This window comes from Algirhabdus cladophorae (genome assembly GCF_044772865.1).
Taxonomy (GTDB): Bacteria; Pseudomonadota; Alphaproteobacteria; order Rhodobacterales; family Rhodobacteraceae; genus Algirhabdus; species Algirhabdus cladophorae.
Window position 1 is genome coordinate 2162800 of sequence record NZ_CP173029.1, and the last position, 25790, is coordinate 2188589.

Genomic DNA, 25790 nt, shown 5'->3' on the forward strand with positions numbered 1-25790 from the left:
CATCATTGCAGGGGCAGAAATTATGCTGCACCTGCACGGTTCTATGTGGAAGTTTCGACACACAGACGCAAAGTTAGTCACAAGGCGATGAAGCCCCATCCGATCAACGGCGTTGTTGGTCAACGATATAAAGAGCAAAGCCGCTCGATTGTGCACGCCTCCTCCCTCTAGCGTGCGTCAATCGGGCGGCTTTTTGCATTCCACAGGGATAAAAACATGAAATCACTCACTTGGCTTGCTACGACAACAGCCCTCATGGCCGCACCGGCCTTTGCCCAATCGTTGGATCTTGAAAAAGATGAGCTGACGTTTGGCTTTATCAAACTCACAGACATGGCCCCCTTGGCCGTGGCTTATGAAAACGGCTATTTTGAAGACGAAGGTCTGTTCGTTACTCTCGAGGCGCAAGCGAACTGGAAAGTTCTGCTCGACGGCGTCATTGACGGCCAGTTGGACGGGGCGCACATGCTGGCCGGTCAGCCATTGGCCGCAACAATCGGTTACGGCACCGAGGCGCATATCATCACACCGTTCTCTATGGATCTGAACGGCAACGGCATCACTGTATCCAATGACATTTGGGAACAGATGAAGCCGAACGTTCCATTGATGGACGATGGCCGCCCACAACACCCCATCAGTGCAAGCGCATTGGCCCCCGTGGTTGAAGACTACAAAGACCAAGGGATCCCGTTCAACATGGGCATGGTGTTCCCGGTCTCCACGCACAACTACGAATTGCGCTACTGGTTGGCTGCCGGCGGTCTGGAGCCCGGATACTATTCGCCCGAAGATGTCTCGGGTCAGATCGGCGCGGATGTGTTTTTGTCTGTAACACCACCGCCGCAAATGCCTGCCACCATGGAAGCCGGCACAATCTTTGGCTACTGCGTGGGCGAACCTTGGAACCAGCAGGCCGTATTTAAAGGCATCGGCGTTCCAGTGATCACCGATTACGAGCTGTGGAAAAACAACCCTGAGAAAGTCTTTGGCATCACCAAAGAGTTTGCCGAAGACTATCCAAACACCACAATCGCCGTGACCAAGGCGTTGATCCGTGCGGCCATCTGGTTGGACGAAAACGACAACGCAAACCGTCCTGCCGCCGTGGAAATCCTGTCGCGTTCTGAGTATGTTGGTGCCGATTACGACGTTATTGCCAACTCGATGACAGGGACGTTTGAATACGAAAAAGGCGACAAGCGTGACGTTCCAGACTTTAACGTGTTCTTCCGCTACAACGCGACCTACCCCTTCTATTCCGACGCCATCTGGTACCTGAGCCAAATGCGTCGCTGGGGCCAAATCGCCGAGCCCAAGACAGACGAATGGTTCATTGAAACTGCGAAATCTGTCTACCGTCCTGACATCTATCTGGATGCGGCCAAAATGCTGGTCGACGAAGGCATGGCCAACGAGGTCGACTTTCCTTGGGACAGCGACGGCTTCAAGGCGCCAACACCAGCTGAGGATATCATCGACGGCATCCCCTACGATGGTCGCGCCCCCAATGCCTACCTTGAAAGCCTGCCGATCGGCCTGAAAGGCCAGCAGATCGTCGTCGGCTCAGACATCCAAGGCTAAGCCTGCCGCATACCCCTCCTTTGCCCCCAGCCCATCGGTTGGGGGCAGAGGATCCTTCCCTGATCTCCAGTTTCCCCTCCCTGCCATACGAGGCCTATGACATGACTGCCATTGACCCAGATACTCTCGACGCTCAAGCCGAAGCGCGCCGCGCACGGCGATTTAGCCGCATCAACAAAGCCGATGCGTGGTTTCAGGTCTTTGGGCTGGCATGGATTACCCCCATCCTAAAGGCCGCCGCAGGCGACAATCCAAAGGCCCAAGCGGGCGAAATTTGGCGCCTTTTGGGCGTGCCATTGCTTGCGATTGTGGTGTTCTTGGTCGCATGGGGCACATTGGCTCCCAAGGTGCAAACGTCACTGGGCGCAATCCCCGGGCCCGCACAGGTCTGGGAGCAAGCGGTTAACCTAAACGAAGACGCGAAACGCGAACGCACCAAAGAGGCCGCGTTCTATGTGCGTCAAGACGAACGCAATGCAAAACTGATCGCTGACGGCAAGGCCGATAAGGTCAAGCAACGCACCTACACTGGCAAACCGACTTATTATCAACAGATCTGGACATCGATAAAAACAGTGTTCTTTGGGTTTTTGATTGCCTCGTTGATCGCAATACCCGTCGGTATCATGGCGGGTCTTTCGATCACTGCGAATGCCGCAATCAATCCGATTATCCAGATCTTTAAGCCCGTCAGCCCGCTGGCATGGTTGCCGATCGTGACGATGATCGTCTCGGCAGTTTACACGACCAACGATGGGTTATTCTCGAAATCCTTCCTCGTGTCGGCCATCACTGTGACCTTGTGTTCGCTTTGGCCCACTTTGATCAACACGGCTCTTGGTGTTTCGTCCATCGACAAAGATCTTGTGAGTGTCTCGAAGGTCCTCAAGATGTCGACCTATTCGAAAATAACCAAACTGGTTCTGCCGTCCGCCCTACCGCTCATCTTTACTGGCTTGCGATTGTCCCTCGGTGTGGGCTGGATGGTTTTGATCGCGGCCGAAATGTTGGCGCAAAACCCTGGCCTTGGAAAATTTGTCTGGGACGAATTTCAAAACGGATCCTCGCAGTCCTTGGCCAAGATCATGGTCGCTGTCTTCACCATCGGGATCATCGGCTTTTTGTTGGACCGCGTCATGTACGCCCTGCAATCCATGTTCACCTTCACAGAAAACCGGTAGAGCGTTATGAGCATCCTTTCCTTCAAAAACGTCAGCAAGGGCTTTGGCCAAGGCACCAACCGCGCTGAAGTTCTGAAAAACATAAACCTCGACGTAGAAGACGGTGAATTCGTTGCGATCTTGGGTTTCTCGGGCACGGGTAAAACCACTCTTATGAACATGATCGCAGGCTTGGAAACCCCTGATACCGGCGAAGTGACCTTCAAAGGCGCACAGATCACCGGGCCTGGCCCCGAACGCGGTTTGGTCTTTCAAAGCTATTCTTTGATGCCGTGGCTGACTGTCGGCGGCAACGTCGGGCTGGCTGTGGACGCAGTGTTCCCTAAGCTGAGCAAAGCCGAGCGTCAGGAAAAGATCGATCACTATGTAAACATGGTCGGCCTGCCCCACGCGATCAGTCGCCGGCCTGCGGAACTTTCTGGTGGGATGCGCCAACGTGTGTCAGTGGCCCGGGCTTTGGCCATGAACCCCGAGATGCTGCTGTTGGACGAACCGCTGAGTGCATTGGATGCGTTAACCCGCGCCAATCTTGCGGATGAGATTGTGGATATCTGGGAACGGGACAAAAAGACCTGCATTCTGATCACCAACGATGTGGACGAGGCGATTTTGCTGGCGGATCGAATTATTCCGCTGAACCCGGATGGGACTTTGGCAGACAGCGTGCCTGTGACCATTCCACGCCCACGCGATCGCAGTGCGATGAACGATGATGCGACCTTCAAAGCCCTGCGCGCCCAAGTGACGAAGTATCTGATGGATGTGGGCATCGCTGCAAAAGTCGAAGAAACCCGTCTTTTGCCAGAGGTCACCCCAATCCACGGCGTACCAGCGGCTGTCAAAAAGGCCCAAGAAGGCATGATCGAAGAACGGTTTTTGACATTTTCCAAGCTGCACAAAGTCTATCCAACCCCCAAAGGCCCACTGACCGTGGTCGAAGACTTTGATCTTAAGATCAACAAGGGCGAATTTATCAGCCTGATCGGTCACTCGGGCTGCGGTAAATCCACGGTATTGACGATGGCAGCTGGTCTAAACCCAATCTCCAAAGGGGCGATCCGTTTGGATGGTTGGAATGTTGAAGGTGCTGATCCTGAACGCGCTGTTGTGTTCCAATCCCCCAATCTGTTTCCGTGGCTTTCGGCCAAGGAAAACGTGTCGATTGGCGTTGATCGGGTCTACCCCCGCGCCTCGCAGGCTGAACGCCAGGACGTGGTAGAATACTATCTTGAACGGGTTGGTTTGGCCGACAGTATGAACAAACAGGCCTCGGGCCTGTCGAACGGGATGAAGCAGCGGGTGGGTATCGCCCGCGCCTTTGCTCTGTCGCCAAAACTGTTGTTGCTGGATGAACCGTTTGGCATGCTCGACAGTCTGACCCGCTGGGAGTTGCAAGAAGTGTTGATGGAAGTGTGGTCGCGCACCAAAGTCACCGCCATTTGTGTGACCCACGACGTAGATGAGGCGATTTTGTTGGCCGACCGCGTGGTTATGATGACCAACGGCCCACAGGCGACGATTGGCAAGATCACTGATGTAAAACTGCCGCGCCCTCGCACCCGCAAGGCGCTTCTTGAACACCCCGATTACTATAACTACCGCGCCGAAGTGCTTAACTTTCTTGAAGAATACGAGCACGGCTCAAAACCCAAGAAACCAGCAGTCGCAGCCGAGTGATGGACAAACACCTTGTCATTATCGGGGCTGGAATGGCCACGGGGCGAACGCTAGAGCACCTGTTTGACGCAGGTGCCAACTACCGCGTGACCCTGTTTAATGCAGAGCCGCGCGGCAACTATAACCGCATTATGCTGTCACCAGTTTTGGCTGGGGAAAAGACCTATTCGCAGATCGTCACTCATAGTGACGACTGGTATGCACAGCATGGCGTTAATTGCCGTTTTGGGGAAAAAGTCTCGGGGATAGACCCTGCCGCCAAGACCGTGACCGCCGAGAACGGCGATGTTGTGGCCTATGACACGCTGCTGCTGGGGACCGGATCAACACCGGTGATGATCCCCCTGCCCGGGCATGATTTGGACGGCGTAATCGCCTACCGCGATCTGGATGACACCGAACGCATGATGGGGCTGGGGCCACAATCGAAGGCCGTTGTAATCGGCGGCGGTTTGCTAGGGTTAGAGGCCGCAGCAGGCATGGCGGCCCGCGGCATTGATGTTACCGTGGTTCATATCATGGATCATCTCATGGAACGCCAGCTTGATCCTGCCGCCGCCGCGCTTTTGCGCCTCAGCTTGCAAGACAAAGGTATCAAAATCAGATGTGGCGCCCATTCAAAAGAGATCTTGGGGACAGATGGCCATGTCACGGCCCTATTGCTGGATGATGGCACGCAATTGCCCTGCAACTTACTGGTGATGGCCGTAGGCATACGCCCAAACGTGGCCTTGGCGCAGGCTGCTGGCTTGACCGTTAACAAAGGCATAGATGTGTCGGATCAGATGGTGACATCGGACCCTGATATTTTGGCTATCGGTGAATGTGTCGAACATCGCGGCATGCTTTTTGGATTGGTGGCCCCGCTTTATGATCATGCGGAAATTGCTGCCAAAACGCTGATGAGCACACCGGCACGTTATGCTGCAAAAGAATTATCGACCAAGCTAAAGGTGACTGGGTGTGATCTGTTTTCTGCAGGCGATTTTGCTCCGCGTAAGACGCGGGACGATATCGTATTTCACGATCCGACCAACCGCATCTATCGCCGCTTGGTTTTGGAAGACGACCATTTGGTAGGGGCAGTCATGTATGGCGAAACCCAAGACAGCACCTGGTATTATGGGTTGATCCGCGACAAAACCAATGTCTCAGCCCTGCGCGACACGCTCATTTTCGGGCCTGCCTATCATGATGTTGCAGCCCCTGTTGCGATGTCCGCTGCGATCCCCGCACCCCTTAGCCTGAGCAGCCTTGCCCCATGAGCCTGACGCGCACAACCTGTCCCTATTGCGGTGTCGGCTGCGGTGTTTTGGCCAGTGCTGATGGCACAATCCAAGGCGATCCCGATCACCCGGCCAATTTCGGACGTCTGTGTTCCAAAGGTGCTGCCCTTGGGCAAACCATCGATTTGGACGGACGCCTGTTGGAGCCAAAAATTGCTGGATCCAACGTCAGTTGGGACGACGCCCTTGATCTGGTGGCCAAAAAATTTTCCCAAGCAGTCGCCGAGCATGGGCCAGACAGTGTGGCATTTTACGTCTCTGGGCAGTTGTTGACCGAAGACTATTATGTGGCCAACAAGCTGATGAAAGGTTTTATCGGCTCGGCAAATATTGACACAAATTCAAGGCTTTGCATGGCGTCATCTGTGGCGGGACACAAACGCGCCTTTGGCAGTGACACGGTTCCGGGCACCTATGCTGACCTAGAACAGGCCGATCTGATCGTTCTTGTGGGGTCGAACCTTGCGTGGTGTCATCCCGTACTGCACCAACGCATCGCTGCGGCCAAAGCCGACAGGCCCGAGATGCGCGTGATTAATGTGGATCCACGCAAAACCGCGACCAGCAACCTTGCAGATATCCATCTGCAAATTGCGCCTGATGGCGATGTGGCCCTCTTTAACGGTTTGCTGGCCCATTTGGCCGACACGCAGCAGATGGACATGGACTATGTCACCCAACATGTGAACGGGTTTGACGCTGCAGTCGCTGCGGCCCGTCACAGCGATGCGGCAGATAGCGGCCTTAGCGCTGCTGATCTGGCGGAGTTTTATGCGCTGTGGAGCGGCACTCAAAAGGTTGTCACTGTCTACTCCCAAGGCGTAAACCAATCCAACAGTGGCACCGACAAAGTGAACGCTATTCTCAACTGCCACTTGGCCACAGGGCGCATTGGCAAACCCGGGTGTGGTCCTTTTTCGGTGACTGGCCAACCGAACGCCATGGGTGGGCGCGAGGTCGGCGGGCTGGCGAATATGCTGGCCAACCACTTGGACCTCGAAAACCCGGCTCATCGGGATCTGGTGCAATCATTTTGGGATGCACCTGTGCTTTGCCAGACCGCAGGTCTAAAGGCCATCGACCTTTTTGAGGCCTGCGCATCGGGCCAGATCAAGGCCCTGTGGGTGATGTCGACCAACCCTGCTGTGAGCCTGCCAGACGCCAATGCCGTCGCAGATGCGATCGCCAAAGTACCTTTCGTTGCGGTGTCAGACATTATGGAACGCACAGATACAGGCGATCTGGCTGATGTTTTGCTGCCTGCATCCGGTTGGGGCGAAAAGAACGGGACCGTCACAAATTCCGAACGCCGTATTTCGCGCCAAAGGGCATTCATGGAAGCACCAGAACACGCGCGGCCGGACTGGCAAATCATCTGTGATGTCGCCGCCAAGATGGGCTGGGGTGCTGCGTTTGATTATAATGGCCCCGAAGCCATTTTTGCCGAATATGTGGCTTTGTCGCAGGCGGCTGCGTCTTTTGAGCGTGATCTGGATTTGTCACAATTTGAGGGCATTGATTACGAGGCCATGCAGCCTACTCAATGGCCCAGCAATGACCACCGGTTTTTTGCCGACGGCGGGTTTTTCCATTCTGATCGCAAGGCCAAAATGCTGCCGATAGCGGCACCTGCGCTTACAGATCACGTGGGGTTCCGTCTGAATACTGGCCGCAATCGCGATCAATGGCATACGATGACGCGCACGGGAAAAGCACCGCGGCTGGGGGCCCATCTGGCAGAACCTTATGCGCAAATTCATCCGCAGGATGCCGCCGAGCTTGGGGTGACAAACGGGGATTTGCTGCGCTTGGACAATGCCAACGGCCAAACAATTTTGCGGGCTTTAATCAGTGATCAGACTGCCCGACGTCAGCTTTTTGCGCCGATGCATTGGACCCGGCAAAATAGCAGCCGGGGTTGGGTCAACGGACTTGTTCCTGCCTCAACTGATCCCGTATCAGGACAACCCGCCCTAAAGGCAGGGTATGTGGCCGCGCAAAAATTTTCGGCTAAGTGGTTCGGTTTTTGCGCCTCGCTGGATCCCATCGCCCCCGATAGCGACTATTTTGCCGTGGCCAAGTCTTTGACCGGATGGCAGGCAGAATTGGCGGGATCTACTCTGCCCACCGATTGGGCGGCCTTTGCCCAGACTATTCTAAACCTGCCAGAGTGTGATGTGGCAACAGTCGCTGGCCCAGCCCCTCGTGTAGCGTTTCACCAAAACGGCGTTCTGCGCGCCGTCTTTTTCGCAGGTCGCAGCCCCGTGCAATTGGCCCGCGCTCATGTCGTATCTTTGATCGGAACTAAATCCTCAGCGCTGGCCGCTTTGGCCGGACGTGCCGCCGCAGATCAACCCGACCCTGGTACGACAATTTGCGCCTGCCTGAATGTGGGCGTCAACACCATCCAATCGGCCATAGAGGCCGGAGCCAGCAGTGTGGACGCCATTGGAACGGCGACCTGCGCAGGCACAAATTGCGGCTCTTGCAAGCCTGAACTGCAGGCACTATTGGCCAAATCCGCGCGCCCATTGGCCGCCGAGTGATCGCTGTGTCTACCCAAATCCCCACGCCTATTTCTATCTGGAGGACCCTACAATGAAGACTTTTCCAATGTTTCTTCAAATGCAGGGCCGACGGGTGGTCATCGCAGGTGGTGGCGAACAGGCTGCACAAAAATGCCGGTTGATCCTGAAAACCGAAGCCGACATTACTGTTTTGGCCCCAGAATTGGACCCAGAATTGAAGGATTTGCACCGTAGCGGCAAAATTAACTGGGTTACGGGCCCGATTACGGCCCAGCATTTTGCCGACACCGCATTGGTTTTTGTCGCCTCAGGCTGTCCAGGCTTGGACGCCAGTTTGCATGCTGTGGCGAAAGCCGCCCGCGCAACAGTAAATGTCGTAGACCAACCTCAGTTGTGCGACGCGATCACCCCGTCCATTGTCGATCGTGCGCCTGTTGTTGTGGCCATTGGAACCGAAGGCACCGCCCCGGTTTTGGCACGGCAGATCAAAACCCGTGTCGAAGAAATGTTGGAGCCACGGCTGGGGGATCTGGCGGCCCTCGCTGGGCGATTGCGGGATCTTGCAGCGCGCAGACTGTCCCCAAGGCGTCGCCGCGATCTTTGGCGTTGGGTCTTTGCGGGCCCTGTACGTCAACTGCACGCAGGTGGTCAGGAACAGGACGCTGCCCGATTGATCAAGGCGGCCATTTTGGAAGATACTTTTGAGGCCAAAACCGCAGGCGCCCTCTGTGTGATCTCTGCCGCTGAAAGCGCTGACAAAGACCTGATGACCCTGCGCGGGGTGCAACGTTTGCAAGAGGCCGACGTGATTTACTACGACCGCACCTTGGGGTCTGCGATCCTAGAGCTGGCGCGGCGGGATGCCGACCGCGTCGCCATTGGTGCGCAGTCAGGACAGGGACAATGGCCAGCCGACAAGACAACGCAGCTGTTGATAAATGCGGCCCGCAAAGGTCAACGCATTGTTCATTTAACAAGCAGTTCGACAGAGCTCATTTCGCGCTATGCGCAGTTTGCCTCAACGGCGCAGGTGCCTTTTGAACATATCCCGGGTGTCGAAATTCCGGCCCATGGGGTCACCGCTCGCACTGGCTGACACCGCTTTTTTCAGGGGTAGAGCACATCTGTCTGTCCCCCAAAGGGCTGTATCTCGGACCATTATACTCCGATTTTGTCGTTCCGTTTCAACGCCAGAGTCCACCAAAATACAAAACCTACGCAAAACGCATGGAATCCCTTACCTTGACGGATAGCCATGGAACTCCCAATTTATGAACGTGGTTCACATTTTTAATTGGAAAGTTAGTGCCAGTGCAACAGAACACACAGATCGGACTAAAGGTCTTGGGAACAGGGCGCGCCCTGCCCTGCAAAAAATGGTTGTCTACAGATTTAGACAAGGCCCACGGCTATCCCGAGGGTACTCTTGAAGGCCTAACAGGCGTGACCAGCCGCTACCTCTGTGATGCCGAAGGCCAGATTGATTTGGCTCAGGACGCGGCGCAAAAGGCGCTTAGATCCGCGGGATTAGGAGCGCAGGATATTGATGTCGTCCTCAGCACAGCGGCGGTGGCCTATCAATCCATTCCGGCCATGGCCCCGCTTATTCAACGACGATTGGGAATTGCCGACGGCAGGTGTTTTGCAGCGGATGTAAACGCCACATGCTTAGGGTTTCCAACCGCATTGCACATGGCCGCCGAAAAACTGCAGCTACAGCCCGAGCAAAACATTTTGATCGTCGCTGCAGAACAGGCCAGCCGTGGTCTGCCGTGGGACACACGGCCTCAGGTCGCGGGGCTTTTTGGGGATGGGGCCGGCGCAGCGGTGGTATCAGGTGCGCATCATTCAGGACTGCTGGCCGCCAAGTTTGCGACCTATCCCTCCGCATATGAGGCCTGTAGCCTTGCGGCGGGCGGCACCCGTTTTGACTTCCAATGCGATCCGCAAGCCTTCGCGGCCCACAGCACTTTTGATATGGATGCTAAGGCTCTGTTTCGACTTACAGCCAAGCATTTTGGTGGCTTTGTTGAAGATCTATTGGCGATGGCCCAGACCCAAGCCGCCGACATCAAACAGGTCATCGCACATCAAGCAAGCCCCGCAGGATTAAACCATCTGACGCGCATTTGTGGCTTTGACCCAGCGCAAGTCCTTAATATTGCCTCCGATTTTGGCAACCAGATTGCTGCATCCATCCCCTTTGCACTAGATTACGCAGTCGAGCATGGCCATGTGCGAACTGGTGATCGGATCGCCCTTTTGGGGACCTCAGCAGGGGTTTCTTTTGGCGGCCTTGTGATGGACTTTTAACGGATGTGTGCAGTCTTAATCACCGGCGCCACAGGGTTTTTAGGTTCCAACCTGGCCAAGGCATTGCACGCCAAGGGCCGCGATGTTTACGTCACGGGCCGCAACAGGCAAAAGCTGGCCACGTTGCCCGTACCAGCCGCCCGCCGCCTGGCACTGGAATTGGCCCAACCCATCGGCGTCAAAAGCACCGAGCGCCTAAAATCCGTGCGCCAAATCGTACATTGTGCGGCTCTGTCGTCTCCGTGGGGACGCCGCTCGGACTTTGAGGTGGCCAACGTGACAACAACTCAAAATGTGCTCAATCTGGCGGCAGATTTGGGTGTCGATCATCTGATTTTCATATCCTCCCCGTCGGTATATTTCCGGTTTGCGGACCAAATAGACGTGGCTGAGGATCACCCCTTGCCACCGCCCGTCAATGCCTATGCACAGACCAAAACCAAAGCCGAGGCTTTGGTCACGGCAGCGCCCGTTGCTTCGACAATTTTGCGCCCAAGAGGGCTTTATGGACAAGGCGACACAACCCTTTTGCCGCGGCTCCTTCATGCCGCAAAAACCGGGGCGCTGCCTTTGTTTCGAGGGGGACAGCCACAAACCGATATCACCCATATTTCAGACGTGGTGTCGGCGATTGCGTGCATCTTGGACGCGCCCGGGGCCGCGGCCAATCGCATATTCAACATCTCTGGCGGAGATCCACAGCCCATAACCGAAATTGTCGAACGGGCCTGTGCCTATCATAACATCGCACCCGTTTGGAAAACCGTCCCGCTTGGACCGGCATTGGCCTTTACGCGCTTGGCGGAAACCATCGCCCGTTTGCGGCCAAACCGTCCTGAACCCCGCGCTACAGCCTATGGGTTGGGAATATTCGCCTATACCCAAACCCTTGATTTAACGGCAATTACAAGGGCACTGCCATGGCAACCGCAGCTGGATCTGACCGCTGGCCTGGCTCACAGTTTTGGACAGGACACTCGCCCATGACACCGCAATTTTTCACGACATCGCTGTTGCCCAAACCAGAAAGTCTGCTGTTGCGTGGCGGGGACCGGCGTAAAATCCTGCCGTTGCGGGTCCGTGTTGGATATTTCCAACACCCTGCCTTGGGTCACACCTTGATTGATTGCGGTTACGGGGGGCACATCGGCAAGCGCCAGCCCGGCGAAGGGCCGCTTTTGCCGCTCTATCGTATGATGTTGCAGCCCTCTGCTTTGGACGCCAATCCCATTCGCACAGGGCTTGCCCGTTTGGGCCTGCACCCCAAACAGATCGACACTGTTGTTATAACGCATTTTCATGCAGACCACGTGGGCGGCCTCAACGAGGTGCCTCAGGCCAAGGTTCTGACCTCAAAAAAGGCTTGGCAGGCCGTAACCCATAAAACTCAGCTCAGTCTGGCGATGGAAGGCGTTTTTCGCAATCTGCTGCCGGCTGATCTAAAATCGAGGCTACGTTTTATCGATGACTGCGCACAACACGAGGCCCCGTTAGGCCTTGGCACCGGCTGGGATATCACTGGTGATGGCGCGATTTTGGCCGTCGATCTGCCCGGGCATTTGCAAGGCCATTTCGGGCTGTGTTTTGACGAACCAGCACGAGATGCCCCTTTTCTCTATGCAGTAGATGCCCAGTGGCTTCCTCAGGCGATCATCGAGGACCGCTGCCCCGGTTTTCCTGCACGCATGGTGCATCACAATGCGCGTGATACGGACCACACAGTGCACCGCATCCGCGCGTTTGCCAAAAGGGGCGGTGACTTCCTTTTATGTCACGGGCCGTGCTTGCATCCATTTGACTGCGATAGAGACGTTTGATGCGCATTTTACACGCCTTAAGATCCTATTTACGCCTGCGTTGGTTCCCTACTTGGATCCGCAGCCGCGCAGACTTGCAGCGTTGGCAGAGCAAGAAGCTGCGCCATTGGATGCAGCACAGCCTGCCAAACGTCGCGGCCTTTGAACACCCAACATCACTGCAAGATATCCCCACAATGGACAAAGCCAGTTTGATGGCTGACTTTTCGCGCTACACCACTCCGCCAATTTCCAACGCCGAAGGGTGGCAGGCATTTGACACCACCAAAACGCTAGGACCACTGATCGTGGGGGCCAGCACCGGCACCAGCGGCAACCGCGGTTTGTTTGCCATTTCGCAGGCGGAACGCTATGCGTGGCTGGGTGCGATACTGGCCAAACTGATGCCTGGCTTTTGGCGACGCCGCGAACGGATCGCCATTTTATTGCCGCTCAACACCCCGCTTTATGACAGTGCAAACAGCCTTTGGGGGCTGTCGCTGCAATTCTTTGATCTGGCACGCCCATGGGATGAGCTGTGTCCAGACTTAGAGGGTTTCGACCCAACCACGATTATCGCCCCACCACGTATTTTGCGGCGCTGTGTTGAAGAACAGGTAAAGATCAGGCCACAACGCGCATTTTCAGGCGCGGAAAAACTGGATCCCTTGGACCGCAATAGTATCGAGGCGGGATGGGATTTGACACTGCATGAGATCTACATGGCCACCGAGGGGCTTTTGGGGACTACCTGCCAAATGGGCCGCATGCATCTGGCCGAGGATTGTCTCTATTTCGAATTTCAGCCCGCCAGTGGGGGCCTCGTCATGCCGATATTGACAGATTTTAGCCGCAGCACCCAGATCATGGCGCGCTACCGTTTGGATGATCTGTTGCGCCTAGATCCTGCCCCCTGCGCCTGCGGCCTGCCAACTCAAGTGGTGCACGAAATTGTGGGGCGTCAGGACGATGTGTTTTGCCTTGGATCGGCGACGGGGATCATTGAAGTGACCCCAGATATTCTGCGCAACGCGATTGTCGACACGGACCGTCGCATCACCCAGTTTCAATTGGTGCAAACCGGTCCAAACGAAATTGATCTCAGACTGTTAGAGGACCTGCCACCCGACGTCGCCGACAATGTCGCGCAAAATTTGCGCGCTCTTTTCAGAACGCACGGGGCGCAGGATCTGACGATAAATCACAGCCCCCTTGACCTAAACCAGCCCGGCAAGCTGCGCCGCATCCGTCGCGATTGGCAGCCAGATCACACAGTTGATCAGAAAGACGTACATGGACTTCTTTAAGAACCTTAACTTTTCCTCCGCGAACGAGGATGGTGCCACAGAAATTGCAGCCCTCGGCGAAGCTTCAAAGATTTTGTGCATCACGGGATCGGGTACACGACCGTTGGATTTGCTGATGACAGATGCGGCTGAGGTCATAGCCTTTGACGTGAACCCCGCACAAAACGCGCTGCTTTCCCTCAAAATCGCAGCGATCAAAAGCCTGAGTTATAGGGAATTTCTGACCTTTATCGGAGTAACGTCTGGCGATCGCAGCGAGCTTTATCAACGCGTGCGGGCGCATCTTGGCGAGCACCAACAGGCGTATTGGGATGCACGATCCAGCCAGATCCGCAAAGGTTTGTGGTACGCGGGAAAATGGGAAAAGCTGTTGTTTTGGAACGCAAAGTTCCTCAGGTTGTTTCGTGGCAAAAGCATCGATGCCTTGATGAACGCCCCCACGCTTGAACACCAATCTCAGATTTGGCGCGATGTATTTGCCGACGGCTGGATGCGCAAATTTGTGGAACTCACCGGACGCGATTGGATTTGGCAACGCATCATTGGCGAACCAGGCGGGGCCTTTTTGCCGACCCCACGGGAAACCGGGCAACGGTTCGAAGACCTTTTCGACAGCGCCGCCCAACGTTTTTTGTTTCGTGACAGTGATTTTGCCACCCTTATTTTCAAAGGACACCATGATCCAGACGCCGCATTGCCTGTGCATTTGCGGTCGCAGAACTACGACCGGCTGCGCGCAGGGCTAGGAAGATTGCGCATTGTTGAAGGCCACCTTACCGCTTTGCCAGATCTCAATCTGGGCCAGATCGACGGGTTTTCCTTGTCTGATTTCGGCTCTTATTGCGACGTGCAGGCCTACACAGCCTGTTGGCAAGGGATTGTCGGCACGGCCGCCCCCGGTGCGGCGTTTTGCGAACGTGTCTTTATGAACGATATGGCCTTGCCCCTGCCCGCCTTGCAGTTGGACAGGCCTTTGTCCGACAGGCTGACGCAACAGGATCGGTCGATCATCTATGATATTCGCGCGGGCCGCATTTTGCGCGCTTAGCATGATTTTTATGCACGCCAGTCTTAGGCGGGCCAGCCCGGCCTACAGACCAAAGCCGCGATACGCGCTGCCTTGCAATAAACTTGTCAGATCAGGCACAGCAGTGGCATAGTTTTGCCATGGCATTATCCTACGATCTGGGCGGCACCCGCTACCGGTTTGCGTCTCTCAAAACCTTGCTGGCCAAAGCAACGCCGGAACGTTCGGGCGATATATTGGCGGGAATTGCGGCGGACGGCCCTGTGGAACGCCTTGCGGCTCAACATTGCCTTGCGGATCTGCCCCTAAAAGCCTTGCGGGAGGATATCTTAGAAGTAGACGGCGATGATGTAACCGCATTGATCGCCGCACAGTTTAACGAGGTGGCTTTTGCACCTGTGTCCGGCATGACCGTCGGCACCTTCCGTGACTGGTTGCTGGCACCCACAACAACTGGCGCAGAACTGGCCGCAATTGGGATCGGCTTGACGCCCGAAATGGTAGCGGCTGTCAGCAAAATCATGCGCGCCCAGGATCTGATCGCTGTGGCGGCCAAGATCGAAGTGGTCACACGGTTCCGGTCGACGATTGGCTTGCAGGGGCATATCGCCACGCGCAACCAGCCCAACCACCCCACTGATGATACGCAAGGCATAGCGCTGTCCGCCTTGGACGGGCTCCTGCATGGTGCCGGCGATGCGGTGATTGGCGTTAATCCGGCCACGGACGCCCTGCCCGATTATATCCGTATCTGCGAGGTTCTAGAGGCCATTCGGACGCAACTGGACATCCCAACCCAGCACTGTTGCTTGGGTCACGTGACCACGGCAATTGCAGCAATCGCCCAAAACGCCCCAGTTGATTTGGTGTTTCAATCCGTCGCGGGATCGCAAAAGGCAAACGATGGCTTTGGCGTGACACTGCCCATGTTGGACGAGGCTTATGATGCCATCCACGGGCTTGGTCGTGCGCCTGCAGGATCGAACCTGATGTATTTTGAAACCGGCCAAGGGGCTGCCCTTTCCGCACAGGCGCATCACGGCATGGATCAACAAACCCTCGAGACCCGCGCCTATGCTGTAGCCCGCCAGTATAAGCCGCTTTTGGTCAACACGGTGGTGGGGTTTATCGGCCCCGAGTATCTCGCGGACGGCAAACAGATTATCCGCGCAGGATTAGAGGACCATTTTTGCGGCAAACTGCTGGGCCTGCCTATGGGCGTGGATATTTGCTACACCAACCATTCCTATGCCGATCAAGAGGATATGGATATCTTGTTGACCAGTCTGGCGGCGGCGGGGGTGAACTTTGTGATAACTGTACCCGGGGCAGATGATATCATGCTGAATTATCAAAGCCTCAGCTTTCAGGACGCGCAGTTCATTCGCGACACTCTTAAATGCCCGCCAGCGCCGGAATTTGCCAAATGGATGCGGGCCAATGGCATCGGCGATCCCAACGTGCAACTTCCAAGCCTCGCGCAAGCGCTGCAAAATCTGAAACTGCCAGCCGCATGACCGATCCAGTAACACCCAAACAGGCCAGTTTTCGGGCCATAACCCAAGCACGGTTGACCCACGGTGTGCGCGGTCAGGCCTTGGACACAGCCTCCACCCTTGCCTTTGCCTTGGATCATGCCCGCGCCCGTGAGGCCGTTATGTCGGAACTGGATGCCGCGGATATGGCGAAAACCTTTGAGGCTTTGGATCTGCCCAACCAATCCGTGCGCAGCGCTGCCACAACGCGGGATATGTTTGTGCAACGGCCTGATCTTGGGCGGCAATTGCCAACGGATCAAAACCAAGGCCTTAAAGGCATCGGACCAGTGGACGTGGCGCTGGTATTGGGCGATGGCTTGTCGGCTATTGCCGCCAGCCTGAATGGGCCTGCGTTTATGGCGACCTTGAGTGGGGCCATTTCATCGCTGGGCTGGACGGCCAGCCCGGTGATTTTGGCCCATAACGCACGGGTCGCGTTGGGGGATAAAATTGCGCAGGCCATCGGCGCACAAACCGTCGTTATGGCCTTGGGCGAGCGTCCTGGCCTGAGTGCGGCGGACAGTTTGGGCGTCTACATCACCCATAGACCCCAGTGCGACACGGCAGATAGCGCACGCAATTGTATTTCGAATATTCGTGAGGATGGATTGGCCGTGGGGGCCGCAGCCCAGCAAGCCCTTGCATTGATCGAGGCCATGCGCGCCACGAACAAAAGCGGTGTGGCCCTCAGTGAGGTTCTGGCGCTGGACGCTGCAAAGGCCCCCGGCATTGCGCCACTTTCAAGCCAGACCAAGGCCTAATTCCTTGCTCGGAAAGTCATAGACTCTGTTGAAATTTATTTCTGACAATAATTATCAGATTTATTTGCATTGCCGCGAGAATCTGTTATCTGACTAAAACAATCAGAATTTAATTTAGGATCCAACCTATGTCTTCTTCTCAGTCTTCTCTCGTTTGTGCAGCGCTGGCTGCCTGCATAACCTCAACCGCCGGCGTCGCCATGGCCGAAGGCGAACTGAACCTCTATTCCTCGCGCCACTATGACACGGACGAACGGCTCTATTCCGACTTCACCGACGCCACAGGCATCACCATCAACCGTATCGAAGGTAAGGCCGACGAATTGATCGCACGTATGGCGGCCGAGGGGCGCAATTCCCCCGCAGATATCCTGCTAACCGTCGATACATCCCGCCTCGAACGGGCCAAAGACTCCGGTGTTTTGCAAGCCATTGACAGCGCCGTGCTAGAGGATCGTATTCCCGCGAACCTGCAAGACAGTGACAATCAATGGTTCGGTTTCTCGCAACGCGCGCGCATCATCTTTTATGACAAAGCCGACGTGACCGAGCCGCCCTTGGATTATGTGTCTCTGGCCGATCCAAAATACAAAGGCATGGTCTGCCATCGCTCGTCCAGCAACGTCTACAGCCAAACCCTGTTGGCCGCGGTGATCGAAAACCACGGTGTTGAGGCCGCGACAGATTGGGCTGCTGGTGTTGTGGCAAACTTTGCACGCGATCCAGAAGGTGGCGACACAGATCAATTGCGCGGACTGATCTCAGGTGAATGCGATGTTTCAATCTCGAACTCCTATTACTTTGCCCGCGCCCTGCGTCGGGACGTCAAAGGGGTCACTGCTGATATCGACCGGATCGGTTGGTTGTTCCCTGCCCAAGAGGCCGAAGGGGCGCATATGAACCTTTCAGGTGGTGGTGTCGCGGCAAATGCCCCGAACCTCGAAAACGCAATCAAGTTCATGGAGTACCTGTCCAGCGAGCAGGCACAGGCTTATTTTTCCGCAGGCAACGATGAATTCCCGACAGTTGCAGGCGTTCCACTGAGCGATAGCGTGGCAAAACTGGGCGAATTCACAGCAGATACAGTTGACCTGAGCAAAGTCGCGAAAAACGTCAGCACAGCACAGGAAATCTTTAATCAAGTCGGCTGGAAGTAAGCCCTTACGGATGCTTGACGCCATAAAAGGCACCGACCCTGTCGGTGCCTTTTTTTGTGCGCAAATCCCCGATCCGCAACCGGTTGCATAAAACTATGTCCATTTGCCCCCAATCGCGCTAATTACGCTGCATGAATGTGACATTAAAAGATGTGGCAAAACGGGCAGGCGTTTCGCGCTCGGCGGTGTCGCGGACCTTTACCAAAGGGGCCTCTGTTTCCGACAAGACCCGGGCCAAGGTCAAAAAGGCTGCGGATGAATTGGGCTATCACCCCAATGCCCTCGCCTCGTCCCTCACCACTGGCCGGACCAAGCTTATCGGACTGATCTCGAACAACTTTCACAACCCGATCTTTCTTGAAGTCTTCGATCTGTTCACGCGTGGACTGCAGGATCGTGGTTTGCGACCTTTGCTTGTCAATCTCAGCCATGAAACTGAGCCGGAAAATTCCGTGCGGCTGTTGCGCGAATATTCTGTGGACGGCGCAATTGTTGCCTCGTCGACCCTTTCCCCTAGTTTTGCCAAAGCGTTTCGCGATGCCGGTATTCCTGTGGTCCATTCCTTCGGGCGGTTTGCCAGTTCACCTGACGTGCATGTGGTAGGCATCGACAATGTTGAGGCCGGTCGCATGGCCGCGCGCACCCTTGTGGAACGCGGTCATCGTCGGGTAGGATTTTTAGGCGGGCCTGAAAGTGCGACCTCAACTTTAGACAGATTTTCTGGCTTTTCCGAAGTCATCCGCGCCAATCCAATGGTCGAGGCCACCCATAGTTTTGCCGCCGATTATTCCTTTGATGCAGGCCGGGTCGAAATGGCCAAGCTTCTGTTGGACTCCCCTGCAGAGGCCTATTTTTGCGGCGATGATGTGCTGTCTATTGGGGCACTCAGCGCGATAGAAGGGGCTGGGTTGCGCGTGCCCCAAGACATTGGCCTAATTGGGCTGAATGACATGGAAATGGCGCGCTGGCAAAACATCGATCTGACCACAATCCACATGCCCATCCAGCAGATTATCGACAATTCCATTGAACTGGTCACGGCAATGCTGGACGATCCTAATCGCTACCCTGAGGCGCGGATCTTTCCGTGCAAAATCATGGAACGCAGCACCCTTCGCGCGCCACGCTAGCGCAGCAGTTTTGTATCAAAAAACTTTTCTTGAAAGCGGGTTTGTTCAAGGATTTCAGCGTCACTCACAGTGGTATTATTTGGCGCGATGACCAGTTTGTCCTCAACATCGTTAAGCCGGTGTAGAATGGCAATACATATCCCATCAAAATGCTCGACGGGCCGTTCTACGCAAATTAGATAGGCGTCTACTTCTTGTCCATCATCCGCCAAGGTATTGGGAATAAACCCATAATTGAGTTCATATCGCAGAGAGTGGTGCCGAGGATGCAAGCTGCCCAATGGGCGATCTACTTGCATCCTGAACCGTTGTCCTAGCCAATCCAATGGACGTTCCGAGGGGCGGCGCACCTGCATGAGGGTTGAATTAGGCGCGATACATTGGTGGGCGCGCGTCGACCCATGCGCCGTCTGCCTTGGCTGAGGCCACGGCCTGATGCACAGCCGCCATGGAGCGCACGCCATCTTCGGCAGTAGGCAGGCTGGACCGGGTTTCACCGCTGATCGCCGCAGCCAAGTCCACGTAAATATTCGCCACAGCCAGCGGAAAACCCTCAGGGTGGGCGATGGCTACACGGCTGAGGCGGCCTGCCTCGTCACTCAACCCGTCTTCGCCTTTTTCCATGATCTGGGTACGGCCCCCAACAGGGGTATAGAACACTTGGTTGGGGTGTTCAGAGGCCCAGCGCACCCCACCCATTTCGCCAAAGACCTGAATGTCGAACCCGTGCTGGCGACCGATCGCTACGGATGATGTCCAGAGCCTGCCCACGGTGCCACCTTCCATGCGGAAATTGACCATCGCGTCGTCTTCCAAAACGCGGCTGGAGATCGTCGAGGCAAAATCAGCCGACAGGCTGCGAACCTGATCATTTGCGATAAAGGACGCCATGTGCATCGCGTGGATTCCACAGTCTGCAAACTGCCCCGAGACACCCGCCATCGCCGGATCATAGCGCCAACGCACCCGCGGGTTGTCCGCATCTGTGGCGTCCCCGTGATGGCCGTGGCTGAAGTTGGTGACGACCAAGCGCACGTTGCCCAGATCGCCACGCCGCACCATATCGCGCATCTCGCGCACCATGGGATAAGCCGAATAGCAGTAGTTTACCGCGCAGATTTTACCGGTCTTTTCGGCAACGCGCACGATCTCTTCGCCCTCTTCGACGGTCATCGTCATGGGCTTTTCACACAGCACGTTAAAACCTGCCTCGAGGAAGGCTTTGGTGATCTCAAAATGCGTGGCATTTGGTGTGGCCACTGTGACCAGATCAATACGGTCCGGGCGGTTCTTTTCGCCCTCTAGCATGTCTTGCCAATTGGCGTAGGCCCGGTCCTGTGCGATCCCCAAAGACTGGGCATAGGCACGGCCTTTTTCTGCGTCCACATCCAAAGCGCCCGCCGCAAATTCAAAGAGACCATCGGCCAATGCGCCGAGACGGTGAGCCGGGCCGATTTGGCTACCTTCGCCGCCACCAATCATGCCCCATTTCAATTTAGCCATGTGATTTCCCCTTAAAATCCAATGGATTGCAGATATTCGCGATTGATCTTGGCATCGCGCAACGGGTCGGTGTTGCCAAGGGCCGGATCGCAGTCTTGTTCCACGGTGCACCACCCCTCAAAGCCATTGTCGACAAGGATTTGATGCACGCGCGGAAAGTCCACATCGCCATCGCCAAGGTTACAGAAAATGCCCTGCCCGCAAGCATCATAAAAGCCTGTAGATTTGGCGATCACATCGGCCTTCACTACCGGATCAATATCCTTAAAATGCATATAGCTGATGCGGTCGATATAGCGTTCCATGAAGCTGACGGGATCAAAGCCTGCGTAGGAATGATGGCCCGTATCAAAGCAGATTTTGAGGATATTTTCATCTACTTCGGACAGTAGACGCTCAAGCTCTGGCTCAAAATCCATAAAGCCTGCCGCATGGGCGTGGATGCCCACGGTCAGGCCGTATTCTTCGGCGCCCAATTTGGCCACGTCGGCGATTTTATTGCGGTAAGCAACCCATTCGTCTTTGCCCATTTGTTCAGCGGCCCCGGCCCGGCCAGCGGTCGGTGCGCGACGTTCTGAAATACTGTCGATCAGTACCAAATGCTGGGCGCCGTGGGCCACCAGCGCCTTGCAGGTGCGCACAGCCCCGTCCATCACGTCGTCCCACTGCGCTGGATCGTGGAAAGGGCGAAACACAACCCCGCCAATCAATTCCAATCCGTGTTCATCCAAAGCCTCGGCCACCTGCGGCGGGTCCTCTGGCATAAAACCAACTGGCCCCAACTCAATGCCCGTATAGCCCGCAGCCGCGTTTTGGCGCAGCACCTCGCGCCAATCAGGGTTGCGCGGATCGCCCGCAAATTCCACGCCCCAAGAACAGGGGGCATTGCCTATTTTAAGTGTCATGAAAGCTCCGTTGTTTTATGTGGCGACGCTGTGCCAGCGTCCTGCATTTTGTGAGTCGAAGGCTGCATCAACGACCTGACTGACAGCCAGACCATCGGCAAACGTAGGCCAGACCGGCTGCCCTGTCCCGATTGCTTGCAAGAAATCGCGCGCCTCGATGATGATCTGATCTTGGTAACCCGTGCCATGGCCCGGACCCTGACAGAACGCTGCATAATTTGGATGGGCGGGGCCGGTCAGGATCTTGGTAAAGCCACGCTGCGCCTCAGGCCCTTCAGCCTTGTAAAGCCACAGTGCATTCTGATCCTCTTGATCAAAGCGAATAGCGCCCTTTGTTCCTGTAATTTCATAGGCATAGCCCATTTTTCGGCCATGTGCCGTGCGGCTGAAAAACATATGCCCCATAGCGCCATTTTCAAAGCGACACATCATTTGCGCATGGTCGTCGTTGGTCACCGTCTCGGTCCCGCGCGTGGGGTAGACCGTTTCAATCTCGGCCATAACTTTGGTGATTGGACCCATCAGGCGCAGGGCCGCGTTAATCATATGGGGGGCCAGATCGCCCATCGTGCCGTTGGCGCGTCCTTGTGTGCGCCATGTGCCGGGGGCTGCGCCATCTGCCAGAAAATCCTCGGTATGTTCGCCCCGAAACCAGATCGGCTGTCCAATGACATCCTCGGCGATCAGTTCCGCTGCGTATTGGGATGCGGGCGTGCGGATATAGTTGAAACCGACCATATTGGGCAAAGTGCTGGCCCGTGCTGCGGCCACCATGGCCTTGGCATCCTCGACGCTGGCGCCAAGTGGCTTTTCGCAAAAGACTGGTTTTCCTGCAGCAAAAGCCGCCTGCGCCACAGCAAGATGAGTGGACTGCGGGGACGCAATCACCACCGCTTCGACACGAGGATCGTCAACCAGAACCTGCCAATCATCCGTGGCACGCGCAAATCCAAAGGCGGCACGGTACTTTTCCGCGCTGCCCATATTCGACGTCGCAACCATTTCTAAACGGGGTCGCAACGCCGTTTCAAAGACAGCGCCTACAGCGGAATAGGCCACTGCGTGCGCCTTGCCCATGTAGCCGCCACCAACGATCCCAATGCCAATTTCTGTCACGTGCCTCTCCCTGTTAAAAAGCGTTTGCAACCGGTTGCAATTTGAGTATCCTTAAACCAGCTGCACGGTCAATGACCAATTGCATTGCTTTAAATTTGATCCGTTGCAAGGGAGGTTGAACGCCGATGTCCGACCAAACCATTACATTGACCACAGCGCAGGCCATCATTCGGTACCTTGCTGCGCAATATATCGAAATAGATGGCACAAAGACCCGCTTGTGCGGTGGCGGCTTTGGTATTTTTGGCCACGGCAATGTCACTTGCCTTGGTGAGGCCTTGTATGATCACAAGGAGGCCCTGCCCCTTTATCGTGGCCAGAATGAACAAAGCATGGGATTCGCTGCTGCGGGATACGCCAAGTATCATCTGCGACGCCGCTTTATGTTCTGCACGGCCTCTGCCGGTCCGGGTACGGCGAACCTTTTGACCGCCGCCGCTTTGGCCCATGCCAACCGCTTGCCCATGTTGATGCTGTGCGGTGATACCTACGCCACACGGCTGCCGGATCCTGTTCTGCAACAGCTTGAACACTTTGGAAACCCGAGCTTTGGCGTGAATGACGCGTTCAAAGCTGTGAGCCGGTATTGGGATCGGATCACACATCCGGCACAGATCCTGCAATCCTTGCCTGCTGCCTTGAACACGATGCTAGACCCCGCTGACTGCGGGCCAGCGTTCATCGGGTTGCCCCAAGATGTGCAGGGCTGGACCTTTGACTACCCCCTCAGCTTTTTCGCCGAACGGGTACATCATATTCGCCGGCAACGGCCTGATTTGGACGAGGTTGCCCGCGCTAAGGCAGCAATCGCCGCGGCCAAACGCCCGGTGATTATCGCAGGCGGTGGAGTGCAATATTCAGGGGCTGTGACGGAACTAACGGCCTTTGCCGAGACCCATAATATCCCAGTCATTGAAACCATTGCGGGACGCGCAAACCTTTTGGACACACATCCTCTGAACATCGGTCCTGTGGGCGTCACAGGATCCGACAGCGCAAATACCGTCGCCGAAAAGGCCGATGTCATTATCGCCGTAGGCACGCGGTTGCAGGATTTTACCACGGGGTCATGGACCGCCTTTGCCAAGGACGCCCAATTGATCGGTATCAATGCAGCCCGCCACGACGCGATGAAGCATATGTCCCTGCCCGTCGTCGGCGATGCCCGCGAAACGCTGAGCGAGCTGAGTACAAGTTTGGGCGGGCATAAAGCCACGCAAGACTGGGTAGGTTTTGCCCAAGCCGAGCGGAAAAAATGGGTGGCTTATGTGGCGGACAATACCAGCCACGGCAACCGCCCGAACTCTTATGCGCAGGCCATTGGCACTGTGAACACCGCATGTGACGCCCGCGACCGCGTTGTGGCGGCAGCCGGTGGTTTGCCTGCGGAAGTCACAGCAAATTGGCGCACGTTGGATATTGGCACGGTAGACGTGGAATTTGGCTTTTCTTGCATGGGTTATGAGATCGCTGGCGCTTGGGGTGCGCGTATCGCGCAATCTGAGGTTGAGCCAGACCAAGACACAGTCGTCTTTTGCGGCGATGGCTCTTATTTGATGCTAAACTCGGATGTTTATTCGTCGGTGCTGAGCCAGAAAAAGCTAATCATTTTGGTGTTAGACAACGGTGGATTTGCAGTGATCAACAAGCTGCAAAACAACACAGGCAACGAAAGCTTCAACAACCTGTTGTCTGATGCGCCCACCATCCCGCAGGCCTTTGGCGTTGATTTCGCAGCGCATGCCGCAAGCATGGGCGCAAACGCGGAGAAAGTCGCCAATCCGTCCCAATTGAAGGAGGCGTTCTTGCGCGCCAAGGCCGCTGACAAAACATCTGTGATCGTCATGGATGTGGACGCCTTTGAAGGCTGGACGACCGAAGGCCACACATGGTGGGAAGTGGGCACGCCCCATGTCACCGACAATCCTAAAGTCGCCGCTGCCCATAAAGACGTGGAAAGCAGCCGATCCAAACAGCGCAAAGGGGTATAGGCGGTGAGCCTTCTTAATAGCATCCGGCAAAACCGCTTTGTAGTCTTTGGACGCGCGGGCATGGATTTTTTTGCCGATCCGCCGGGCACCAAATCCGAAGAGGCAGATACATTTCAGGCAGGCCTTGGAGGCTCCAGTGCAAATATCTGCGCGGGCTTGGGCAAGTTTGGCGCGCACACGGCATTGGTCACATCAATCTCGGACGATGCGGTTGGGCGCTACTGCGTGAACCAGTTGAAGCGCTACAATGTGGGCACCCAATATGTGACGCCAATTCAAGGCGAATATCGGACCTCGCTGGCGGTCTATGAAAGCCGCATTGAGGACTTTCAAAACGTCATTTACCGAAACGGGGCCGCAGATTTCCAAGTGACGCAGGCCCAAGTGGACGCCGTCGATTTCAAAGCGTTCGGCGCATTGGTCACGGCCGGCACGGTCTTTGCAGCAGACCCCTCGCGCAGCGCTACGTTCCACGCCTTTGACAAAGCGCGCGCAGCGGGCATGCCCATCATTTTCGACGTTGATTACCGGCCCTATTCGTGGCCCTCAGCCGAGGTCGCCGCAGATGTTCTATCGCGTGCAGGGGCGGCCAGTGACATTATTGTGGGCAATGACGAAGAGTTCGGTTTCATGGCGGGCGGCATCGACAAAGGCCTTGCAAAGGCTCGCGAATTGGCCGCAACCACGGCCAAAATCGTGATCTACAAAATGGGCGAAAAGGGCGCGATTACTTTTGCGGATGGGCAAGAGTTTGAAACGGGCGTCTATCCGGTAGACGCCTTAAAACCCGTGGGGGCTGGCGATAGTTTTATGGCAGGGTTTTTATCGGGTCTTGCGACAGGCCAAGAGGTCAAAGACGCAGTCTTGCGCGGATCGGCCTGTGCGGCCATTACTGTCTCACGCCCCGGCTGCGCCCCGGCTTTGCCGACGCCCGAAGATCTGGAACAGTTTTTGGCCACACACCCCGGCCCCACCCCGGCCCTTTGATAC

At 55.9% G+C, this 25790-nt stretch carries 20 protein-coding genes and 1 pseudogene; 17 read left to right on the forward strand and 4 right to left on the reverse strand.

Going from position 1 to position 25790, the window contains the following annotated elements; all coding sequences use genetic code 11:
* The first annotated feature begins 216 nt into the window (after nucleotides 1-216).
* From ACIRQ6_RS10395 to ACIRQ6_RS10465, 15 genes and pseudogenes are all read left to right on the forward strand, one after another.
* Complete coding sequence (locus ACIRQ6_RS10395) at nucleotides 217-1584, forward strand: CmpA/NrtA family ABC transporter substrate-binding protein (RefSeq protein ID WP_420860517.1); 1368 nt, start codon at nucleotides 217-219, stop codon at nucleotides 1582-1584.
* Nucleotides 1585-1685: 101 nt separating this feature from the next.
* Complete coding sequence (locus ACIRQ6_RS10400) at nucleotides 1686-2765, forward strand: ABC transporter permease (RefSeq protein ID WP_420860518.1); 1080 nt, start codon at nucleotides 1686-1688, stop codon at nucleotides 2763-2765.
* A 6-nt stretch (nucleotides 2766-2771) separates the two neighbouring features.
* Nucleotides 2772-4442, forward strand: a complete 1671-nt coding sequence (locus ACIRQ6_RS10405; RefSeq protein WP_420860519.1) for an ABC transporter ATP-binding protein — start codon at nucleotides 2772-2774, stop codon at nucleotides 4440-4442.
* Nucleotides 4442-5674: pseudogene (locus ACIRQ6_RS10410) on the forward strand (NAD(P)/FAD-dependent oxidoreductase); the annotation flags it as partial. The gene ACIRQ6_RS10405 and the pseudogene ACIRQ6_RS10410, both read left to right, overlap by 1 nt.
* A gap of 29 nt (nucleotides 5675-5703) precedes the next feature.
* Nucleotides 5704-8274: a molybdopterin-dependent oxidoreductase gene (locus tag ACIRQ6_RS10415; protein WP_420860520.1), complete on the forward strand. Its 2571-nt coding sequence runs from the start codon at nucleotides 5704-5706 to the stop codon at nucleotides 8272-8274.
* A gap of 52 nt (nucleotides 8275-8326) precedes the next feature.
* Complete coding sequence (locus ACIRQ6_RS10420) at nucleotides 8327-9352, forward strand: NAD(P)-dependent oxidoreductase (protein ID WP_420860521.1); 1026 nt, start codon at nucleotides 8327-8329, stop codon at nucleotides 9350-9352.
* A gap of 215 nt (nucleotides 9353-9567) precedes the next feature.
* Nucleotides 9568-10569, forward strand: a complete 1002-nt coding sequence (locus ACIRQ6_RS10425; RefSeq protein ID WP_420860522.1) for a 3-oxoacyl-[acyl-carrier-protein] synthase III C-terminal domain-containing protein — start codon at nucleotides 9568-9570, stop codon at nucleotides 10567-10569.
* 3 nt (nucleotides 10570-10572) lie between these two features.
* Nucleotides 10573-11556 (forward strand): NAD-dependent epimerase/dehydratase family protein, encoded by a 984-nt coding sequence (locus tag ACIRQ6_RS10430; RefSeq protein ID WP_420860523.1) that lies wholly within the window; start codon nucleotides 10573-10575, stop codon nucleotides 11554-11556.
* Complete coding sequence (locus ACIRQ6_RS10435; RefSeq protein WP_420860524.1) at nucleotides 11553-12386, forward strand: MBL fold metallo-hydrolase; 834 nt, start codon at nucleotides 11553-11555, stop codon at nucleotides 12384-12386. The genes ACIRQ6_RS10430 and ACIRQ6_RS10435 overlap by 4 nt, the downstream gene beginning before the upstream one ends.
* The gene (locus ACIRQ6_RS10440) at nucleotides 12386-13672 is read left to right on the forward strand and encodes a F390 synthetase-related protein (RefSeq protein WP_420860525.1); all 1287 of its coding nucleotides are present in this window, start codon (nucleotides 12386-12388) and stop codon (nucleotides 13670-13672) included. Before ACIRQ6_RS10435 ends, ACIRQ6_RS10440 begins: the two co-directional genes overlap by 1 nt.
* Nucleotides 13659-14720 (forward strand): DUF3419 family protein, encoded by a 1062-nt coding sequence (locus ACIRQ6_RS10445; protein ID WP_420860526.1) that lies wholly within the window; start codon nucleotides 13659-13661, stop codon nucleotides 14718-14720. The genes ACIRQ6_RS10440 and ACIRQ6_RS10445 overlap by 14 nt, the downstream gene beginning before the upstream one ends.
* A gap of 119 nt (nucleotides 14721-14839) precedes the next feature.
* Nucleotides 14840-16216, forward strand: coding sequence for an ethanolamine ammonia-lyase subunit EutB (locus ACIRQ6_RS10450; protein ID WP_420860527.1), 1377 nt, complete (start codon nucleotides 14840-14842; stop codon nucleotides 16214-16216).
* Nucleotides 16213-16998 carry an ethanolamine ammonia-lyase subunit EutC gene (eutC, locus tag ACIRQ6_RS10455; RefSeq protein ID WP_420860528.1) on the forward strand — a complete coding sequence of 262 codons (786 nt, stop codon included), beginning with the start codon at nucleotides 16213-16215 and terminating at the stop codon, nucleotides 16996-16998. Before ACIRQ6_RS10450 ends, eutC begins: the two co-directional genes overlap by 4 nt.
* 128 nt (nucleotides 16999-17126) lie before the next feature.
* Nucleotides 17127-18155, forward strand: coding sequence for an extracellular solute-binding protein (locus tag ACIRQ6_RS10460; RefSeq protein WP_420860529.1), 1029 nt, complete (start codon nucleotides 17127-17129; stop codon nucleotides 18153-18155).
* 131 nt (nucleotides 18156-18286) lie between these two features.
* Nucleotides 18287-19285, forward strand: coding sequence for a LacI family DNA-binding transcriptional regulator (locus ACIRQ6_RS10465; protein WP_420860530.1), 999 nt, complete (start codon nucleotides 18287-18289; stop codon nucleotides 19283-19285).
* Here the strand turns inward: ACIRQ6_RS10465 and ACIRQ6_RS10470 are convergent.
* The 4 genes from ACIRQ6_RS10470 to ACIRQ6_RS10485 all read right to left on the reverse strand — a co-directional run bounded on the left by ACIRQ6_RS10470 (nucleotide 19282) and on the right by ACIRQ6_RS10485 (nucleotide 22809).
* On the reverse strand, nucleotides 19282-19584 hold the full coding sequence (locus tag ACIRQ6_RS10470; RefSeq protein WP_420860531.1) for an inorganic diphosphatase: 303 nt from the start codon (nucleotides 19582-19584) through the stop codon (nucleotides 19282-19284). The two genes, ACIRQ6_RS10465 and ACIRQ6_RS10470, sit on opposite strands and share 4 nt — an antisense overlap.
* A gap of 67 nt (nucleotides 19585-19651) precedes the next feature.
* Nucleotides 19652-20788: a Gfo/Idh/MocA family protein gene (locus ACIRQ6_RS10475; RefSeq protein ID WP_420860532.1), complete on the reverse strand. Its 1137-nt coding sequence runs from the start codon at nucleotides 20786-20788 to the stop codon at nucleotides 19652-19654.
* Nucleotides 20789-20799: 11 nt separating this feature from the next.
* Complete coding sequence (locus ACIRQ6_RS10480; protein WP_420860533.1) at nucleotides 20800-21693, reverse strand: TIM barrel protein; 894 nt, start codon at nucleotides 21691-21693, stop codon at nucleotides 20800-20802.
* Nucleotides 21694-21708: 15 nt separating this feature from the next.
* Nucleotides 21709-22809 carry a Gfo/Idh/MocA family protein gene (locus tag ACIRQ6_RS10485; protein WP_420860534.1) on the reverse strand — a complete coding sequence of 367 codons (1101 nt, stop codon included), beginning with the start codon at nucleotides 22807-22809 and terminating at the stop codon, nucleotides 21709-21711.
* A 125-nt stretch (nucleotides 22810-22934) separates the two neighbouring features.
* Between ACIRQ6_RS10485 and iolD the strand changes: the two genes are divergently transcribed.
* Together iolD and iolC are read left to right on the forward strand one after the other, a co-directional pair.
* Nucleotides 22935-24800, forward strand: coding sequence for a 3D-(3,5/4)-trihydroxycyclohexane-1,2-dione acylhydrolase (decyclizing) (iolD, locus tag ACIRQ6_RS10490; protein WP_420860535.1), 1866 nt, complete (start codon nucleotides 22935-22937; stop codon nucleotides 24798-24800).
* Between the two features lie 60 nt (nucleotides 24801-24860).
* Nucleotides 24861-25787 carry a 5-dehydro-2-deoxygluconokinase gene (gene iolC, locus ACIRQ6_RS10495; protein ID WP_420863895.1) on the forward strand — a complete coding sequence of 309 codons (927 nt, stop codon included), beginning with the start codon at nucleotides 24861-24863 and terminating at the stop codon, nucleotides 25785-25787.
* The last annotated feature ends 3 nt before the right edge of the window (nucleotides 25788-25790 follow it).

Coding starts and splice junctions, on each gene's coding strand:
- ACIRQ6_RS10415 (WP_420860520.1), top strand. CDS start 5,704: ATGAGCCTGACGCGCACAACCTGTCCCTATTGCGGTGTCGGCTGCGGT.
- iolD (WP_420860535.1), top strand. CDS start 22,935: ATGTCCGACCAAACCATTACATTGACCACAGCGCAGGCCATCATTCGG.
- ACIRQ6_RS10445 (WP_420860526.1), top strand. CDS start 13,659: ATGGACTTCTTTAAGAACCTTAACTTTTCCTCCGCGAACGAGGATGGT.
- ACIRQ6_RS10440 (WP_420860525.1), top strand. CDS start 12,386: ATGCGCATTTTACACGCCTTAAGATCCTATTTACGCCTGCGTTGGTTC.
- ACIRQ6_RS10420 (WP_420860521.1), top strand. CDS start 8,327: ATGAAGACTTTTCCAATGTTTCTTCAAATGCAGGGCCGACGGGTGGTC.
- iolC (WP_420863895.1), top strand. CDS start 24,861: ATGGATTTTTTTGCCGATCCGCCGGGCACCAAATCCGAAGAGGCAGAT.
- ACIRQ6_RS10400 (WP_420860518.1), top strand. CDS start 1,686: ATGACTGCCATTGACCCAGATACTCTCGACGCTCAAGCCGAAGCGCGC.
- eutC (WP_420860528.1), top strand. CDS start 16,213: ATGACCGATCCAGTAACACCCAAACAGGCCAGTTTTCGGGCCATAACC.
- ACIRQ6_RS10465 (WP_420860530.1), top strand. CDS start 18,287: ATGAATGTGACATTAAAAGATGTGGCAAAACGGGCAGGCGTTTCGCGC.
- ACIRQ6_RS10435 (WP_420860524.1), top strand. CDS start 11,553: ATGACACCGCAATTTTTCACGACATCGCTGTTGCCCAAACCAGAAAGT.
- ACIRQ6_RS10430 (WP_420860523.1), top strand. CDS start 10,573: ATGTGTGCAGTCTTAATCACCGGCGCCACAGGGTTTTTAGGTTCCAAC.
- ACIRQ6_RS10460 (WP_420860529.1), top strand. CDS start 17,127: ATGTCTTCTTCTCAGTCTTCTCTCGTTTGTGCAGCGCTGGCTGCCTGC.
- ACIRQ6_RS10450 (WP_420860527.1), top strand. CDS start 14,840: ATGGCATTATCCTACGATCTGGGCGGCACCCGCTACCGGTTTGCGTCT.
- ACIRQ6_RS10405 (WP_420860519.1), top strand. CDS start 2,772: ATGAGCATCCTTTCCTTCAAAAACGTCAGCAAGGGCTTTGGCCAAGGC.
- ACIRQ6_RS10480 (WP_420860533.1), bottom strand. CDS start 21,693: ATGACACTTAAAATAGGCAATGCCCCCTGTTCTTGGGGCGTGGAATTT.
- ACIRQ6_RS10395 (WP_420860517.1), top strand. CDS start 217: ATGAAATCACTCACTTGGCTTGCTACGACAACAGCCCTCATGGCCGCA.
- ACIRQ6_RS10475 (WP_420860532.1), bottom strand. CDS start 20,788: ATGGCTAAATTGAAATGGGGCATGATTGGTGGCGGCGAAGGTAGCCAA.
- ACIRQ6_RS10470 (WP_420860531.1), bottom strand. CDS start 19,584: ATGCAAGTAGATCGCCCATTGGGCAGCTTGCATCCTCGGCACCACTCT.